This window comes from Streptomyces seoulensis, assembly GCF_022846655.1.
In the GTDB taxonomy this organism is placed as follows: Bacteria; Actinomycetota; Actinomycetes; order Streptomycetales; family Streptomycetaceae; genus Streptomyces.
The window spans coordinates 2,201,160-2,217,859 of the sequence record NZ_AP025667.1 but is presented as its reverse complement, the minus strand read 5'-3'; the positions used below and the strand labels follow the sequence as shown (position 1 = coordinate 2,217,859).

Annotated in this window: 15 protein-coding genes and 1 pseudogene; 1 reads left to right on the top strand and 15 read right to left on the bottom strand. The window is 71.1% G+C overall.

From position 1 onward, the window contains the following. Positions 1 to 58 precede the first annotated feature (58 nt). A complete protein-coding gene (locus HEK131_RS10225; RefSeq protein WP_244334444.1) occupies positions 59 to 1,288 on the top strand; it encodes a DUF349 domain-containing protein in 1,230 nt (409 codons plus the stop codon). Positions 1,289 to 1,353: 65 nt separating this feature from the next. On the opposite strand, the gene HEK131_RS10220 is transcribed toward HEK131_RS10225, so the two are convergent. The 15 genes and pseudogenes from HEK131_RS10220 to pgsA all read right to left on the bottom strand — a co-directional run bounded on the left by HEK131_RS10220 (position 1,354) and on the right by pgsA (position 16,632). Beyond that, entirely contained in the window at positions 1,354 to 3,867 is a 2,514-nt protein-coding gene (locus HEK131_RS10220) for a RelA/SpoT family protein (protein ID WP_217460908.1), read from the bottom strand. Positions 3,868 to 4,106: 239 nt separating this feature from the next. Then, the gene (locus HEK131_RS10215) at positions 4,107 to 4,646 is read right to left on the bottom strand and encodes an adenine phosphoribosyltransferase (protein ID WP_161150203.1); all 540 of its coding nucleotides are present in this window, start codon (positions 4,644 to 4,646) and stop codon (positions 4,107 to 4,109) included. Then, complete coding sequence (gene secF, locus HEK131_RS10210; RefSeq protein WP_244334443.1) at positions 4,643 to 5,752, bottom strand: protein translocase subunit SecF; 1,110 nt, start codon at positions 5,750 to 5,752, stop codon at positions 4,643 to 4,645. The genes HEK131_RS10215 and secF overlap by 4 nt, the downstream gene beginning before the upstream one ends. Positions 5,753 to 5,755: 3 nt before the next feature. Further along, positions 5,756 to 7,540 (bottom strand): protein translocase subunit SecD, encoded by a 1,785-nt coding sequence (gene secD / locus HEK131_RS10205; RefSeq protein ID WP_217460906.1) that lies wholly within the window; start codon positions 7,538 to 7,540, stop codon positions 5,756 to 5,758. A 144-nt stretch (positions 7,541 to 7,684) separates the two neighbouring features. After that, positions 7,685 to 8,221, bottom strand: coding sequence for a preprotein translocase subunit YajC (gene yajC, locus HEK131_RS10200; protein ID WP_217460905.1), 537 nt, complete (start codon positions 8,219 to 8,221; stop codon positions 7,685 to 7,687). Positions 8,222 to 8,384: 163 nt separating this feature from the next. After that, complete coding sequence (ruvB, locus tag HEK131_RS10195; protein ID WP_244334442.1) at positions 8,385 to 9,452, bottom strand: Holliday junction branch migration DNA helicase RuvB; 1,068 nt, start codon at positions 9,450 to 9,452, stop codon at positions 8,385 to 8,387. 28 nt (positions 9,453 to 9,480) lie between these two features. Then, positions 9,481 to 10,086 (bottom strand): Holliday junction branch migration protein RuvA, encoded by a 606-nt coding sequence (gene ruvA / locus HEK131_RS10190; protein ID WP_217460903.1) that lies wholly within the window; start codon positions 10,084 to 10,086, stop codon positions 9,481 to 9,483. Then, complete coding sequence (gene ruvC / locus HEK131_RS10185) at positions 10,083 to 10,622, bottom strand: crossover junction endodeoxyribonuclease RuvC (RefSeq protein WP_217460902.1); 540 nt, start codon at positions 10,620 to 10,622, stop codon at positions 10,083 to 10,085. The genes ruvA and ruvC overlap by 4 nt, the downstream gene beginning before the upstream one ends. A 139-nt stretch (positions 10,623 to 10,761) precedes the next feature. Beyond that, positions 10,762 to 11,514 (bottom strand): YebC/PmpR family DNA-binding transcriptional regulator, encoded by a 753-nt coding sequence (locus HEK131_RS10180; RefSeq protein ID WP_217460901.1) that lies wholly within the window; start codon positions 11,512 to 11,514, stop codon positions 10,762 to 10,764. A gap of 80 nt (positions 11,515 to 11,594) precedes the next feature. Beyond that, positions 11,595 to 12,200, bottom strand: a complete 606-nt coding sequence (pdxT, locus tag HEK131_RS10175) for a pyridoxal 5'-phosphate synthase glutaminase subunit PdxT (RefSeq protein WP_244334441.1) — start codon at positions 12,198 to 12,200, stop codon at positions 11,595 to 11,597. Between the two features lie 12 nt (positions 12,201 to 12,212). Then, a complete protein-coding gene (gene pdxS / locus HEK131_RS10170; protein WP_279614248.1) occupies positions 12,213 to 13,118 on the bottom strand; it encodes a pyridoxal 5'-phosphate synthase lyase subunit PdxS in 906 nt (301 codons plus the stop codon). Positions 13,119 to 13,247: 129 nt separating this feature from the next. Further along, positions 13,248 to 13,790 (bottom strand): hypothetical protein, encoded by a 543-nt coding sequence (locus HEK131_RS10165; protein WP_217460898.1) that lies wholly within the window; start codon positions 13,788 to 13,790, stop codon positions 13,248 to 13,250. Further along, positions 13,787 to 15,007: a glycosyltransferase family 4 protein gene (locus HEK131_RS10160; protein ID WP_244334440.1), complete on the bottom strand. Its 1,221-nt coding sequence runs from the start codon at positions 15,005 to 15,007 to the stop codon at positions 13,787 to 13,789. Before HEK131_RS10160 ends, HEK131_RS10165 begins: the two co-directional genes overlap by 4 nt. After that, entirely contained in the window at positions 15,004 to 15,912 is a 909-nt protein-coding gene (locus HEK131_RS10155; RefSeq protein ID WP_217460896.1) for a phosphatidylinositol mannoside acyltransferase, read from the bottom strand. The genes HEK131_RS10160 and HEK131_RS10155 overlap by 4 nt, the downstream gene beginning before the upstream one ends. Beyond that, positions 15,909 to 16,632, bottom strand: a pseudogene (gene pgsA / locus HEK131_RS10150) (phosphatidylinositol phosphate synthase). The gene HEK131_RS10155 and the pseudogene pgsA overlap by 4 nt, the downstream one beginning before the upstream one ends. Positions 16,633 to 16,700: the final 68 nt, after the last annotated feature.

Genomic DNA, 16,700 nt, shown 5'->3' with positions numbered 1-16,700 from the left:
TGTGGACGATGCCAGGGGGCCGGGAGGCTCCCCGCAGGCATCATGTGGAGGAGGCGCTGTGAGCAGCGACCCGTGGGGCCGCGTCGACGAGACGGGGACCGTGTACGTGCGTACGGCCGATGGCGAGCAGGTCGTCGGATCGTGGGCGGCCGGCTCCCCCGAGGAGGCGCTTGCCTACTTCGAGCGCAAGTACGAGGGCCTGGTTGTCGAGATCGGCCTCCTCGAGAAGCGTGTGCAGACCACCGATCTGTCCGCGAAGGACGCCCAGACCGCGATCGGTCACATCCGCGAGCAGGTGGACGCGCACCACGCGGTGGGTGACCTCGACGCGTTGCGGACCCGCCTCGACAAGCTCGTCAAGACGGTCGAGTCGCGCCGCGAGGAGCGCAAGGCGCAGCGGGCCAAGCAGTCCGACGAGGCCCGCAAGGCCAAGGAGGATCTGGTCACGGAGGCGGAGCAGCTCGCGGCGTCCGACCAGTGGCGGGTGGCCGGTGAGCGGCTGCGGGCCCTGGTGGACACCTGGAAGGGGCTGCCCCGGCTGGACCGCAAGTCCGACGACGAGCTGTGGCACCGCTTCTCGCACGCCCGGTCGGCGTTCTCCAAGCGCCGCAAGGCGCACTTCGCGCAACTGGACTCGCAGCGCGAGGACGCCCGGCGCATCAAGGAGCGGCTGGTCGCGGAGGCGGAGGCGCTGTCCGGTTCGACGGACTGGGGCACCACGGCGGCCCGCTACCGCGAGCTGATGGCGGACTGGAAGGCCGCGGGCCGCGCCCAGCGCGAGCACGAGGACGACCTGTGGAACCGCTTCCGGGGCGCCCAGGACGTGTTCTTCGCCGCGCGCAGCGGTGTGTTCGCCGAGCGGGACGCGGAGCAGGCGGAGAACCTGAAGCTGAAGGAGGCGCTGGCCGAGGAGGCCGAGCAGATCCTCCCGGTGCGGGACCTGAAGGCCGCGCGGGGCGCCTTCCGTTCGGTCAACGAGCGGTGGGAGGCCATCGGTCAGGTGCCGCGGGACGCGCGGGGCAAGGTCGAGGGCCGGATGCACGCCGTCGAGCGGGCGATCCAGGAGGCCGAGGAGGCCGAGTGGCGCCGGACCAACCCGGAGGCACGCGCGCGTGCCGAGGGTCTGACCGGTCAGCTCCAGGCCGCCGTGGACAAGCTCCGGGGCCAGGCCGAGCAGGCGCGCGCCCAGGGCAACAACTCCCGCGCCGACAAGCTGGAGCGTGAGCTGGAGGGCCGCCAGGCACTGCTGGACCAGGCTCTGAAGGGCCTGGAGGAGTTCGGGGGCTGAAATTCCACCGCCCTAAACGCCGAGGGCTCCGTACGCACCGTACGGAGCCCTCGGCGTTTGCGCTGCTACGAGCGGTTGCGGGCCGAGGTGACGCGGTAGACGTCGTAGACGCCCTCGACGCCGCGGACGGCCTTCAGGACGTGGCCGAGGTGCTTGGGGTCGCCCATCTCGAAGGTGAAGCGCGAGGTGGCGACCCGGTCGCGGGAGGTCTGCACGGCCGCGGACAGGATGTTGACGTGCTGGTCGGACAGGACGCGGGTGACGTCCGAGAGCAGCCGGGAGCGGTCCAGCGCCTCGACCTGGATGGCGACCAGGAAGACCGAGGACTGGGTGGGCGCCCACTCGACGTCGAGGATGCGCTCGGGCTCCCGCGACAGCGAGTCCACGTTGACGCAGTCGCTGCGGTGCACCGAGACACCGCTGCCCCGCGTGACGAAGCCGATGATCGGGTCGCCGGGTACCGGGGTGCAGCAACGGGCCAGCTTCACCCACACGTCGTCGACGCCCTTGACGACGACGCCCGGGTCGGAGCTGGAGCGGCGCTTGCGGCTGCGGCGGGTCGGCGGGACCGGGTCCTCGATCTCCTCGGTGGCCGCCTCCTCGCCGCCGAGCGCCTGGACCAGCTTCTGCACGATGTTCTGCGCGGAGACGTGGCCCTCGCCGATCGCCGCGTACAGCGCGGAGATGTCCGAGTACCGCATCTCGTGGGCGAGGGTGACCAGCGAGTCGCCGGTCAGGATGCGCTGGATCGGCAGGTTCTGCTTGCGCATCGCGCGGACGATGGCGTCCTTGCCCTGCTCGATCGCCTCGTCCCGGCGCTCCTTGGAGAACCAGGCGCGGATCTTGTTGCGGGCGCGCGGGGACTTGACGAAGCCCAGCCAGTCGCGGGAGGGCCCGGCACCGGGCGCCTTGGAGGTGAAGACCTCCACCAGGTCGCCGTTGTCCAGGGTGGACTCGAGCGGCACGAGGCGTCCGTTGACGCGTGCCCCTATGGTCCGGTGGCCGACCTCGGTGTGCACCGCGTAGGCGAAGTCGACCGGGGTGGCCCCGGCCGGGAGCGCTATGACGTCGCCCTTGGGCGTGAAGACGAAGACCTCGTTGCGGGACAGGTCGAAGCGCAGGGACTCCAAGAACTCGCCGGGGTCCTCGGTCTCCTTCTGCCAGTCCAGCAACTGGCGCAGCCACGCCATGTCGTTGAGGTGGTCGTCCTTGCCCTTGCCGGACGACTTCGGCGCGTCGGTGCGCACCTTGGATGCGCCGGCGACGGCCTCCTGCTTGTACTTCCAGTGCGCGGCGATGCCGTACTCGGCACGGCGGTGCATGTCGAAGGTGCGGATCTGGAGCTCGACCGGCTTGCCGTTGGGTCCGATGACCGTCGTGTGCAGCGACTGGTACATGTTGAACTTCGGCATGGCGATGTAGTCCTTGAACCGGCCGGGGACCGGGTTCCATCGCGCGTGGATCGTGCCGAGCGCCGCGTAGCAGTCCCGGACGGTCTCGACCAGGACGCGGATGCCGACCAGGTCGTAGATCTCCGCGAAGTCACGGCCGCGGACGATCATCTTCTGGTAGACGCTGTAGTAGTGCTTGGGGCGCCCGGTGACGGTCGCCTTGATGCGCGCGGCGCGCAGGTCGGCCTGCACCTCGTCGGTGACTATGGCCAGGTACTCGTCGCGCTTGGGGGCGCGCTCGGCGACCAGCCGCACGATCTCGTCGTACATCTTGGGGTAGAGGATGGCGAACGCCAGGTCCTCCAGCTCCCACTTGATGGTGTTCATGCCCAGGCGGTGGGCGAGCGGCGCGTAGATCTCCAGGGTCTCGCGCGCCTTCTTCTCCTGCTTCTCGCGCTTGAGATAGCGCATGGTGCGCATGTTGTGCAGGCGGTCGGCGAGTTTGATGACCAGGACGCGGGGGTCCTTGGCCATGGCGACGACCATCTTGCGCACGGTCTCGGCCTGAGCGGCCTCGCCGAACTTGACCTTGTCCAGCTTGGTGACGCCGTCCACGAGCAGCGCGACCACGTCGCCGAAGTCGCGGCGCAGGTCGTCCAGGCCGTACTCGGTGTCCTCGACGGTGTCGTGCAGCAGTCCGGCCATCAGCGTGGCCGGGTCCATGCCCAGCTCGGCGAGGATCGTGGTGACGGCGAGCGGGTGCGTGATGTACGGATCGCCGCTCTTGCGCTTCTGGCCGCGGTGCCAGCGCTCGGCGACCTGGTAGGCGCGCTCGATCTGGCGGAGCGTCGCGTTCTCGATCTTGGGGTCGTTGCTGCGCACTATCCGCAGCAGCGGCTCCAGCACCGGGTTGTAGGGGTTGGCGCGCTGCACGCCGAGGCGGGCCAGACGGGCGCGGACGCGGTTGGAGGAGCCGGAGCGGGGCGCGGTCTGACCGGCCGCCGGGCGCACGGGGGCCGGCTTGGGGCGCGCCGTGTCGGCGGTCTTCTCCACCGGCGCCGACTGGGCGTGCTCGACCGAGCCGTGCCGGTCGTTCTTCGCGTCCGACGCGTTCGGCGCGGGCTTCACCGCGGGTGCCGAAGCGGACTCCGGCTTTGCGGCGGTCAGTGGCTGGGCCTCGTCTGGCAAGAGGACTCCTAGTGCGCGATCCGGGTCCCCCGGTCAGGCTCCGGAAACCCCATGGTAGCGATCCCGCGCCTCACCATCGCCTTCAGCCTGACGGGAGAGCGGTCCACCAGTGGAACACGTGGGGCGGGTGGGGGATTCCGGGGGTCCGGCGCGGGCCGTCGGGAAAACGGAGCGGCCGCGAGCGCGGGCCGGGGGTGAACCCGGTGCGCTCGCGGCCGCTCGCGGTCCGCTCGGCTCCGTCAGACCTGGAGCAGCGCCTCCAGGGGCGCGCCGTCCAGGGCGGGCTCCAGGCGGGCGCGGCCGCCGAGGAAGCCCAGCTCCATGAGGACCGCGACGCCGCAGACCTGCGCGCCGGCGCGCTCGATCAGCTTGATCGCGGCCTCGGCGGTGCCGCCGGTGGCGAGCACGTCGTCCACGATGAACACGCGGTCGCCGTCGGACAGGTCCTCGGCGTGCACCTCGATCTCGGCGGAGCCGTACTCCAGGTCGTACGCCTGGCGCAGCGTCGCTCCGGGGAGCTTGCCGGCCTTGCGGACGGGGATGAAGCCGAGGCCGGCGCGGACGGCGACCGGCGCGCCCAGGATGAAGCCCCGCGCCTCCAGTCCGACGATCTTGGTCGCCCCTGCGTTCGCGGCGAGTTCCGCCAGAGTGTCGGTGAGGGCGGTGAACGCGGCGGGGTCGGCCAGGAGCGGGGTGATGTCCTTGAACATCACGCCCGGCTCCGGGTAGTCGGCCACGTCGCGGATACGGCTGAGCAGAAGCTCCTGGATGGAGGTCATCGGCGCTTTCCAGAGGGTCGGCCGCGGCCCCGGTTGCGGGGTGCGGACTGGTCACGCGGGCCCACCACGGCGGGCGACGCGTCGTCGGACGGTTCTCCGGTGGCGGACCGGGACTCCCCGTGCGCTTCCCCGGCGGCGGCCTGGGCACGCTTGGCCAGGACCCGCTTGCGGAGGGCCTTCATCGCGGGCTCGCGCTCCTTGAGGTCGGCGACGAGCGGCGTGGCGATGAAGATCGAGGAGTACGCGCCGGCCGCGAGGCCGACGAACAGCGACAGTGAGATGTCGTTGAGGGTGCCCGCTCCGAGGAAACCGCCGCCGATGAACAGCAGGCCCGCCACCGGGAGCAGTGCGACCACCGTGGTGTTGATGGAGCGCACCAGGGTGCTGTTGATCGAGTGGTTGGCGATGTCGCTGTAGGTGAAGCGGGTCTGCTTGGTGATGTCCTTGGTCTGCTCCTTGAGGCTGTCGAAGACGACGACCGTGTCGTAGAGCGAGTAACCGAGGATGGTCAGCAGACCGATGACCGTGCCGGGCGTGACCTCGAAGCCGACGAGGGCGTAGATGCCGACGGTGATGGTGATGTCGTGGATCAGCGCGACGAGGGCCGCGATGGCCATGCGCCACTCGAAGGCGATCGCCAGGTAGATCACCACGAGCACCATGAAGATCGCCAGGCCCTGCCACGCCTTGTTGGCGATCTGCTCACCCCAGCTCGGGCCGACCAGGTCGGCGTTGAGCCGCTCGGAGTCGATCTTGAGGTCCTTGGCGAGGGTCTGCTTGATCTCGTCGGACTTGCCGGTGTCGATGCCGGCGATCTGGATGCGCAGGCTGCCGTTGCCGAGCTTCTGGACGACCGCCTCGTGGCCGGAGGCGTCCTGGGCGTACTCCTCGACCTGGGCGACCGAGGCGCTCATCTTGGTCGGGGTGGTGAAGACGGCGCCGCCCTGGAAGTCGATGCCCATGTTCAGGCCGCGCACCGCCAGGCCGAGGATGGCCGTGATGGTGATCAGGATGGAGACGCCGTACCAGATCTTGCGCTTGCCGATGAAGTCGTAGCTGACCTCACCGCGGTGCAGCCGCGCGCCGATAGAACCGAGTTTCGACATCGCTCACGCCCCCTTGGGGTCGACGGGGCCCGCGGAGGGACCGGAGGGACGGCGGGTGCGGCGCAGCGGCGGCTTGGCACCCAGGCTCTGCGGGTCGAGCCCGGACCACTTGTGGCCTTCGGCGAAGAACCTGCGGCGGGCCAGCAGGGTCATGAGCGGCTTGGTGAAGAAGAAGACCACCACGACGTCGAGGACGGTGGTCAGACCGAGCGTGAACGCGAAGCCCTGGACCTTGCCGACGGTGACGATGAAGAGCACCGCGGCGGCGAGGAACGACACGAAGTCGGAGACCAGGATGGTGCGCCGGGCGCGCGGCCAGGCCCGCTCCACGGCGGGGCGCAGCGAGCGGCCCTCGCGGATCTCGTCCCGGATGCGTTCGAAGTACACGATGAACGAGTCCGCGGTGATACCGATGGCGACGATGGCACCGCAGACGGCGGGCAGGTTCAGCGCGAAGCCGATGGCCGGGCCGAGCAGCGACATGATCACGTAGGTGAGGATCGCGGAGACCAGCAGGGAGGCCATGGCCACGAGCGACAGCCCGCGGTAGTAGGCCACCAGGTAGATCACGACCAGGACGAGGCCGATGGCGCCGGCCAGCAGACCGGCCTTGAGCTGCTCGCCACCGAGCGCGGCGGTGACCGTGGTGACGGTCTCCTCCTGGAAGGACAGCGGGAGCGCGCCGTAGGACAGCATGTTGGAGAGGCTCTGGGCCTCCTCCTGCGTGAACCGGCCGGAGATCTCGGCCTGGCCGCCGGTGATGGCCTGCTGCACGAACGGGCTGGAGACCACGTCGCCGTCGAGGACGATGCCGAACTCGTTCTGCGGCTGCTGGTTCTTGGCCAGCTCGCCGGTGATGTCGGCGAACTTCTTGGCGCCGGAGGAGGTGAAGGTCATCTGCACCTGCCAGCCGGAGGCGCCCTGGGTGTCGAAGACCGCGCTGGCCTTCTTCACCTCGGTGCCGTCCACGGCGGCGGGGCCGAGGACGTACTTGTACCAGACCTTGTTGATCTCGCCGCAGGCCACGACGGGCTCGCTGGGCTTGTTGGCCTGGCCGGCCTTGGCCCGGTCGGCGGGCTTGGTGCAGTCCAGGGCCGCGTAGGCGGCCTGGAGCTTCTTGGTGTCGTCCGTGCCACCGGTGGCCGGCGCGGAGGGGCTGGCCGGGGCGCCGGAGGACTTGGTGCTCGGGGAGCCGGTCGGCGACGGGGTGGCGTCGGCCTTCAGCGCGTCGCTGACGGCGCGGCCCTGCGAGGTGGCCGTGGCGCTCGGCGAGGCGGAGCCGGTGGGCGCGGACGCCTTCTGGTCGCCGGAGGGGCTGGCGGACGGGCTCGGGGAGCCGCTGGCGCCGGAGGAGGTGCTCGGCGAAGGCTTGGGGGTGGCGCCGCCGCTGGGCTCGCTGGCCAGGACCGGGCGGAAGTACAGCTTGGCGGTGGTGCCGACCTGCTGCTGGGCCTCCTTGGAGTTGGTGCCCTTGGGGATGTTGACGATGATGTGATCGTCACCCTGGGTCTGCACCTCGGCCTCGGAGACACCAAGGCCGTTGACACGGCGGTTCATGATGTCGACCGCGGTGTCCATGTTGGCCTTGTTGATCGCCGACCCCTGGTCGGCCTTCGCCTTGAGCGTGATGCTCGTGCCGCCGGCAAGGTCGATGCCGAGACGCGGGGTGGTGTGACCCGCGAGGAACATGCCTCCGGTCATCGCCACGATGGCGATCAGGATGAGGACCAGCGAGCGCCCTGGCTTGCTCTGGGTGCTCGCGCCCCGGCCCTTCTTAGGTGCTGCCACCTTCTCGTACTCCCTCTCGGGCCGCCCGGTGCGCCGTGGGCGCCGGTGGCCATGACATGGTGTCGGGATTCCGTGCGGGGAACGACGGCGTCCGGGGCGTGCCCCGCGCCCGGTGAAAGGCGCCGGGACGCCCCGGAGACGTGACTACTTCGTGTCGGCGTCGCCGTCGGTCTTCTTCGGCGACTCGGCGGGCTCGGCCTTGTCGGCGACCGCGTCGTTCCCGGCCTCGGGCTTGTCGGCGGCCTCGACGGTCTCCGCCTTGTCGGCGACGGCCTTGTCCTCGGCGGGCTCGGCGTCGTCCTTCTTGCCGAAGTCGACGGCCTTGTGCTCGGCGTCGGTCGCGGTGAGGGCGGACGCGTCGTCCGGGACGATCTCGGAGTCCGACTTCAGGTCGTGCTCGATGCCGTGGATGATGCGGTTGTACTCGTCGTCGGAGAGGACGGCGCCGATCGCGTTCTTGGCGAAGATCAGCTCGACGCCCGGCCCGGCGTCGAGGAGGACGGTGTCCTCGGTGACTTCCTTGACCGTCGCGTACATCCCCCCGATCGTGCGGACACCCGAGCCGGGCTGCATCTCGTTCCGCATGTTGGCAGCCTGCTGCTGCTTCTTCTTGGCCGAGCGCGTCATCAGGAACATGACCGCGATGAGCACGATGAAGGGGAGAAGGGTATAGACATTCACGAGACGGAATTTCCTTCGCGTGACCGCGCGGTGAGCGGCCTGTTGGAGGGGGCTGGTCGGCGTCGCCCACATGGGCGGCATCGGCGGAGTCTAAGCGAGTCCGCGCGCATGGAACAACGCTCAGCATGGCACCTGGGTTCCGCATGGGGCCAATGCGACCGTCTCACGCCCCGAACAGGTCCCGTTGTCCGTTTCCCTTGGCCGGTCCCTGCGGCGGGGTGAGGCCGAGATGCGCCCAGGCGGCGGGGGTGGCGACGCGCCCGCGCGGGGTGCGGGCGAGCAGGCCCTCGCGGACGAGGAAGGGTTCGGCGACCTCTTCCACCGTCTCGCGCTCCTCCCCCACCGCGACGGCCAGTGTCGACAGGCCCACCGGGCCGCCGCCGAACAGTTTCAGCAGCGCCTCCAGCACGCCCCGGTCGAGCCGGTCGAGGCCGCGCGCGTCCACCTCGTAGACGGCGAGGGCGGCGGCCGCGATGTCCCGGTCGATCAGGCCGTCGGCCTTGACCTGGGCGTAGTCGCGCACCCGGCGCAGCAGCCGGTTGGCGATACGGGGCGTGCCGCGGGAGCGGCCGGCGATCTCGGCGGCGCCGGACGGGTCGATCTCGACGTCCAGCAGGCTGGCGGAGCGGTGCACCACGCGCTGGAGCTCGCGCGGCTCGTAGAACTCCATGTGCGCGGTGAAGCCGAAGCGGTCGCGCAAGGGGGGCGGCAGCAGGCCGGCGCGGGTGGTGGCGCCGACCAGGGTGAACGGCGGGAGCTCCAGCGGGATGGCGGTGGCGCCGGGGCCCTTGCCCACGATGACGTCGACCCGGAAGTCCTCCATCGCCATGTACAGCATCTCCTCGGCGGGCCGGGACATGCGGTGGATCTCGTCCAGGAAGAGGACCTCGCCCTCCTGGAGGGAGGAGAGGATCGCGGCGAGGTCGCCGGCGTGCTGGATGGCGGGGCCCGAGGTGATGCGGATGGGGGCACCCATCTCGGCCGCGATGATCATCGACAGGGTGGTCTTGCCGAGGCCGGGGGCGCCGGAGAGCAGGACGTGGTCGGCGGTGGCGCCGCGCGCGCGTGCGGCGCGCAGCACGAGGTCGAGCTGTTCGCGGACCTTCTCCTGGCCGATGAACTCGCCGAGGTCCTTGGGGCGCAGGGCGGCTTCGACGGCCTGGTCCTCCCGGTCGGCGGCGGTGTCCACCAGCCGTTCCGCGGCGCCGTCCGTCGTGTCGTCCCAGTTCACTTCAGGTGCTCCTAGCGGGTGGCGCGGATCAGCGGGCGCGGTTCAGGGTCTGCAGGGCGGCCTTGAGCAGCGGGCCGACCTGGGGGGTGCCGCCCGCCGCCTCGGCCTGGGGGGCGACGGCGGCCACGGCCTCGTCGGCCTCGCGGGTCGCGTAGCCCAGGCCGATGAGGGCCGCGTGCAACTGGTCGCGCCAGCCCTGGGTGACCGGTGCGCCGACGGCGGGAGCCCCGATGGGCGCGCCGAGCCGGTCCTTCAACTCCAGCAGCAGCTTCTGCGCGCCCTTCTTGCCGATACCGGGTACGGCGGTGAGGGCCTTCTCGTCGGCGGTGGCGACGGCGCGGCGCAGCGCGTCGGGGCGGTGCACGGCGAGCATCGCCTGGGCGAGGCGGGGGCCGACGCCGCTGGCGGTCTGGAGGAGCTCGAAGACCTGGCGCTCGTCGTCGTCGGCGAAGCCGTACAGGGTGAGGGAGTCCTCGCGGACGACGAGGGAGGTGTGCAGCCTCGCCTCCTGGCCGATCCGCAGCTTCGCCAGGGTGTCGGGCGTGCACTGGACGGCCATGCCGACCCCGCCGACCTCGACGACCGCCGTGTCGGGGGCGAGGGCGGCGACGGTGCCGCTGACGAAGGCGATCATGCCGTTCGGCCTTTCGATGCGTGGGCGGTGTGCCGGGCTACTGCTTGCTGGAGCCGGTTCTGGGCGGGGGCGCGCCAGATGTGGCAGATGGCGAGGGCGAGGGCGTCGGCGGCGTCGGCGGGCTTGGGGGGCGCGCTGAGCCGGAGCAGCCGGGTGACCATGGCGCCGACCTGGGCCTTGTCGGCGCGGCCGGCGCCGGTGACGGCGGCCTTGACCTCGCTGGGGGTGTGCAGGGCGACCGGGATGCCGCGCCGGGCGGCGCACAGCATGGCGACGGCGCTGGCCTGGGCGGTGCCCATGACGGTGCTGACGTTGTGCTGGCTGAAGACGCGCTCCACGGCGACGAATTCCGGCTTGTGCTCGTCCAGCCACTGTTCGAGGCCCTGCTCGACGGCGAGCAGCCGGTGGCTCAGCTCGGCGTCCGGGGGCGTGCGCACGACACCGACGCCGACCATGGTGAGCGGCCGTCCCGCGACCCCTTCGACCACGCCCACCCCGCACCGCGTCAGTCCGGGGTCCACCCCGAGTACCCGCACGCCGCCCCCAACCCTTCGATCACCTGTTTGTGCAGGCTATCGGGTGACACCGACAACGCCCCGCAACCGGGCCCCGGCAACGCGACGGGCCGACGGGAAAACCCGTCGGCCCAGGCGCACCGCGAAGCCCGCGGCGGTGTTACGCGTCGACCTTCTCCATGACCTCGTCGCTGACGTCGAAGTTGGCGAAGACGTTCTGCACGTCGTCGCTGTCCTCCAGGGCGTCGATCAGCTTGAAGATCTTCCTGGCGCCCTCCTCGTCCAGCTCGACCTGCATGGTCGGGACGAAGTTGGAGTCGGCGGAGTCGTAGTCGATGCCGGCCTCCTGGAGGGCGGTGCGGACCGCGACCAGGTCGGTGGCCTCGCTGAGGACCTCGAAGGACTCACCGAGGTCGTTGACCTCCTCGGCACCGGCGTCCAGGACGGCGCCGAGCACGTCGTCCTCGCTCAGCTCGCCCTTGGGGACGATGATGACGCCCTTGCGGTGGAACAGGTACGAGACCGAGCCGGGGTCGGCCATGTTGCCGCCGTTGCGGGTCATGGCGACGCGGACGTCGGAGGCGGCGCGGTTGCGGTTGTCGGTGAGGCACTCGATGAGCACCGCGACACCGTTGGGGCCGTAGCCCTCGTACATGATCGTCTCGTAGTCGGCGCCGCCGGCCTCCAGGCCGCCGCCGCGCTTGACCGCGGAGTCGATGTTCTTGTTGGGGACCGACTGCTTCTTCGCCTTCTGGATGGCGTCGTACAGCGTCGGGTTGCCCTCGATGTCGACGCCGCCCATGCGGGCCGCGACCTCGATGTTCTTGATGAGCTTCGCGAAGAGCTTGCCGCGCTTGGCGTCGATCACGGCCTTCTTGTGCTTCGTCGTAGCCCATTTAGAGTGGCCGGACATCTGCCTGTCTCCTTCGCGTAACCCGATCAAATACGGACTCCCCCGGCGCTGGGAGAGCCTGAGGGGTACCGCCGCAGATCCTACAAGGACTCCGGTGTCCGGTTCGCGCGGACCATGTCGACGAAGAGCGCGTGCACGCGGTGGTCGCCGGTCAGCTCCGGGTGGAACGAGGTGGCGAGCACGTTGTCCTGGCGGACGGCGACGATGTGACCGCCGTGCTCGGCGAGGACCTCGGCCGCGGCTCCCACGGACTCGACCCAGGGTGCGCGGATGAAGACGCCCTCCACGGGATCGCCCTCGACGCCCTTGACGTCGACCGCCGCCTCGAAGGACTCGTTCTGGCGGCCGAAGGCGTTGCGGCGCACGATCATGTCGATGCCGCCGATGGTCTCCTGCCCCGAGCGGGGGTCGAGGATCTTGTCGGCGAGCAGGATCAGCCCGGCGCAGGTGCCGTAGACGGGCATGCCCTCGCGCACGCGGGCGCGCAGGGGCTCCATCAGGCCGAAGAGGACGGCCAGTTTGGAGATGGTGGTGGACTCACCGCCGGGGAGGACGAGGGCGTCGACCTCGGCGAGTTCCTCGGGGCGCCTGACCGGCCTGGCCACGGCGTCCGCCGCGGCCAGGGCGATGAGGTGCTCCCGGACGTCGCCCTGGAGGGCCAGGACGCCGATTACGGGGGTGTTCATGGTGTCGGGGTCCTACCAGCCGCGGTTGGCGTAGCGCTCGTTCTCGGGGAGGGTGTCGCAGTTGATGCCGACCATGGCCTCGCCCAGGTTGCGGGAGGCGTCCGCGACGATCTTCGGGTCGTCGTAGAAGGTGGTGGCCTTCACGATGGCGGCGGCGCGCTTGGCCGGGTCGCCGGACTTGAAGATGCCGGAGCCGACGAAGACGCCCTCGGCGCCGAGCTGGCGCATCAGGGCGGCGTCGGCCGGGGTGGCGACGCCACCGGCGGAGAAGAGGACCACGGGGAGCTTGCCCAGCTCGGCGACCTCCTTGACCAGCTCGTAGGGGGCGCGCAGCTCCTTCGCGGCGGCGAACAGCTCGTTGTGGTCGCAGCCGCGGAGCTTGGCGATCTCGCCCTTGATCTGGCGCAGGTGGCGCACGGCCTCCACGACGTTGCCGGTGCCGGCCTCGCCCTTGGAGCGGATCATCGCGGCGCCCTCGGCGATGCGGCGCAGGGCCTCGCCCAGGTTGGTGGCACCGCAGACGAAGGGGGTGGTGAACGCCCACTTGTCGGAGTGGTTGACCTCGTCGGCCGGGGTGAGGACCTCGGACTCGTCGATGTAGTCGACGCCGAGGGACTGGAGCACCTGGGCCTCGACGAAGTGGCCGATGCGGGACTTGGCCATGACCGGGATCGAGACGGCCTCGATGATGCCCTCGATCATGTCCGGGTCGGACATGCGGGCCACGCCGCCGTCCTTGCGGATGTCGGCCGGGACCCGCTCCAGGGCCATGACGGCCACGGCGCCCGCGTCCTCGGCGATCTTCGCCTGCTCGGCATTGACCACGTCCATGATCACGCCGCCCTTGAGCTGCTCGGCCATGCCGCGCTTCACACGGGCGGTGCCGGTCTCGGGAGCCTGGTTGTCGATGATGGACACGGGTGACCTCACAGGTGGGTAAAGACGGTTTCTGCAACGATGAGGAAACGCGACCGGACCAGGCCACATCAAGGGCCAATGGGAAGCCGGTGGATCATTTTGTCCCGGCGTGCCCCGGCGGGACCCCTCTCACGCGACCCGCTCGACCAGTGCGGCGGGCGGTTCGTCGTCCATCTCGAAGGCCAGTGGGAACGGCGCGTGCCCGGCCAGCCGGAACCAGCGGACCTTGCGGTGCTCGCGCAGCCGCCGCGCGGCGCCCACGGCGTCGTTGAGGAACCGGCGGGCCATCGGCACCCGGCGGACCGCCTCGGCCAGCTCACGGGCCGCGTCCTCGCCCCCGGGGGCGGCCCGTACGCCCTCCACCTGCCGGGCGTCCTCGAAGACGGCGCGCAGCGCCTGGCTCAGCTCGCTCTCCGCCACCTCGCGCTGCTCCTCCTCGGCCTGTCTGGCGGCGTGCGCGGCCTCGTAGAGCACGATCGAGGCGGCGGGGTCCAGGACGCCGGCGGTGGCCAGCTCCTGCGCCACGGACGCCCGGCGCAGCAGTTGGGCGTCCAGGGCGGCGCGGGCGGCGTCCATGCGGACGTGCAGCCGGTCCAGCCGTCCGGCGGTCCAGCTCAGGTAGACGCCGACCGCCACCAGCGCGACGAGAATCCAGATGAGGGTTGGGATCACGCGCGAAGGTTATCGGTGGAGTGCGGGGAGCTCTGTTCCGCGTCCCGCTCCGGGTAGCGGTCGCGGGCCAGGCCGAACCGCGACCACAGGCCCGGCCGCTCGTCGGTGGCGACCGCGGAGGTGCCGGTGGTGACCGTCTCGTACACCGAGAGGATGTCCGCGCCGACCGTGGACCAGTCGAAGCGGCGCACATGGGCGCTGCCCCGCTCGCGCAGCTCCGCCCGGCGCTCGGGGTCCGCGAGCAGGGCCACGGCCTTCTCCGCGAGCGCGCCGGCGTTCTCGTTGGCGAACACCTCGCCCGCCTGCCCCTGGTCGAGGACCTGGACGAAGGCGTCGAGGTCGGAGGCGAGGACGGGGGCGCCCGCCGACATGGCCTCGACCAGGATGATGCCGAAGCTCTCGCCGCCGGTGTTGGGCGCCACGTACAGGTCGACGCTGCGCAGGAAGCGGGCCTTGTCCTCGTCGCTGATCATGCCGAGGAACTCCACGCGCGAGCGCAGCTCCTCGGGCAGTTCCTCGACGGCGGCCTCCTCGTCGCCCCGGCCAGCGACCAGCAGCCGGGTTCCGGGGTGGGCGGCGACGATCGCGGGCAGGGCCCGCATCAGCACCGGCAGGCCCTTGCGGGGCTCGTCGATGCGCCCTATGAAGCCGATGGTGCCGCCCTGCCACTCCTCCTTGGGCTCGGCGTCGGCGAAGAAGTCGACGTCGACCCCGTTGGGGATCACCACCGCGTCCCCGCCCAGGTGCTCGACCAGGGTGCGGCGGGCGTACTCGCTCACCGCGATCCGGGCGCTGATCTTCTCCAGCGCGGCCTGGAGGATCGAGTAGGCGGCGATCATCGCGCGGGAGCGCGGGTTGGAGGTGTGGAAGGTGGCGACGATCGGCCCCTGCGCCGCCCAGCAGGTGAGCAGGCCGAGGGAGGGCGAGGTCGGCTCGTGGATGTGCACCACGTCGAACGCGCCGTCGTGCAGCCACCGCCGCACCCGCGCGGCCGAGAGGAACCCGAAGTTCAGCCGGGCCACCGAGCCGTTGTACGGCACCGGCACCGCGCGGCCCGCCGAGACCACGTAGGGCGGCAGCGGGGTGTCGTCGTCGGCCGGGGCGAGCACGGAGACCTCGTGGCCGAGGCGGATGAAGTACTCGGCGAGGTCCCGGATGTGGAACTGGACGCCACCGGGCACGTCCCAGGAGTACGGGCAGACGATCCCGATTCTCACGCGGGTCCCTTCGCCGGGTCGAGGTCGGCGAGCCACAGCCGCTGAAGCATGTGCCAGTCCTCCGGGTGCTCCGCGATCCCGGTGGCGAAGGCGTCGGCCAGCGCCTGGGTCATGACGGCCGTCCTCTCGGTCCGCGTACCCGCCTGGGGCACCTCGACGGGCGGGTGCACCCGGCCCTGCATCACGGGCGAGTCGTCGTACCAGAGGGTCACCGGGAGCAACTGGGCACCGGTCTGCTGGGCGAGCAGCGCGGGGCCGGCCGGCATCCGGGCACGTTCGCCGAAGAAGTCGACCTCGACGCCGCTGGCCGACAGGTCCCGGTCCGCGACCAGGCAGACCAGGCCGCCGTCACGCAGCCGCCGGGCCAGGGTGCCGAACGCGGAGGCCCCGCTGTGCGGCAGCACCTCCATGCCCAGACCCTCGCGGTAGGCGACGAACCGGTCGTACAGCGTCTCGGGCTTCAGGCGCTCGGCGACGGTGGTGAAGGGGATGCCGAGGCTGGTGGTGACCCAAGCGCCCGCCAGGTCCCAGTTGGCCAGGTGCGGCAGCGCCAGTATCACGCCCTTGCCCGCGGCCAGGCCGTCCGTCAGATGGTGGGCGCCCTTGGGGTCGAAGCCGGTGCGCACCCGCTCCGGGCTCCAGGCGGGCAGCCGGAAGGACTCCATCCAGTAGCGCAGGTAGGAGCGCATGCCCGCGCGGGACAGCTCGGCCAGGCGCTCGGGGGTGGCGTCCGGCACCACGCGCGCGTAGTTGGCCTCCAGGCGCTGGACGCCCTTGCCGCGCCGCTTCCAGGCGGCGTCGGCGACGGTCCGGCCCAGCCGGGCGGCGACGGGCTCCGGAAGCTTCTTGACGGTGCTCCAGCCGAGCCCGTACAGCCCGTCGGTGAGGCGATCGGCGGTGCTCACCGGCCCGCCTCGCTCCCGGCGTCCAGCCGGGCCGCCTCTTCGGCCTCGGCGGACTCACGGCGCACGGTCACGACCCGCTGGACCAGCGTGACGAGACTGCCGACCGCGACGATCCACAGAGCGACCGGCAGCAGCCACTGGATACCCGGCACACCGAACTTGTGCAGACCCGCGAAACCGGCCGCGACCAGCGAGATCACCAGCCGCTCGGCCCGCTCCACCAGCCCGTTGACCGCCACCGGCAGCCCGATCGACTCACCGCGCGCCTTGGTGTACGACACCACCTGGCCGCTGGCCAGGCAGAAGATGGAGACCGCGCACAGCGCGTTGTCGTCGCCGTTGCCCGCGTACCAGAGGGCGAAGCCGCCGAAGATCGCGCCGTCCGCGACCCGGTCCAGCGTGGAGTCCAGGAAGGCGCCCCAGCGGCTGGTGCGGCCGAGCTGCCGGGCCATGTTTCCGTCGACCAGGTCCGAGAAGACGAACAGCGTGATCACGATCGTGCCCCAGAAGAACTCTCCCCGGGGGTAGAAGACCAGCGCACCCGCGACCACACCGGCCGTACCGATGAGCGTGACGGCGTCGGGGCTCACCCCCCGCCGGATGAGAAACGCGGCGAACGGCGTGAGGACACGCGTGAAGAATGCACGCGCGTACTTGTTCAGCATGGCCTTCCCGACGGTCGGTGTCGCCGTGGCCCGTGGTGGCCGTCGGCTGGCCCATCGTAGCCACGCGCGCCCGCGCACGGGGGCGCGCACCCTCGGCGACGGCACGATCCGTGACCATCCACA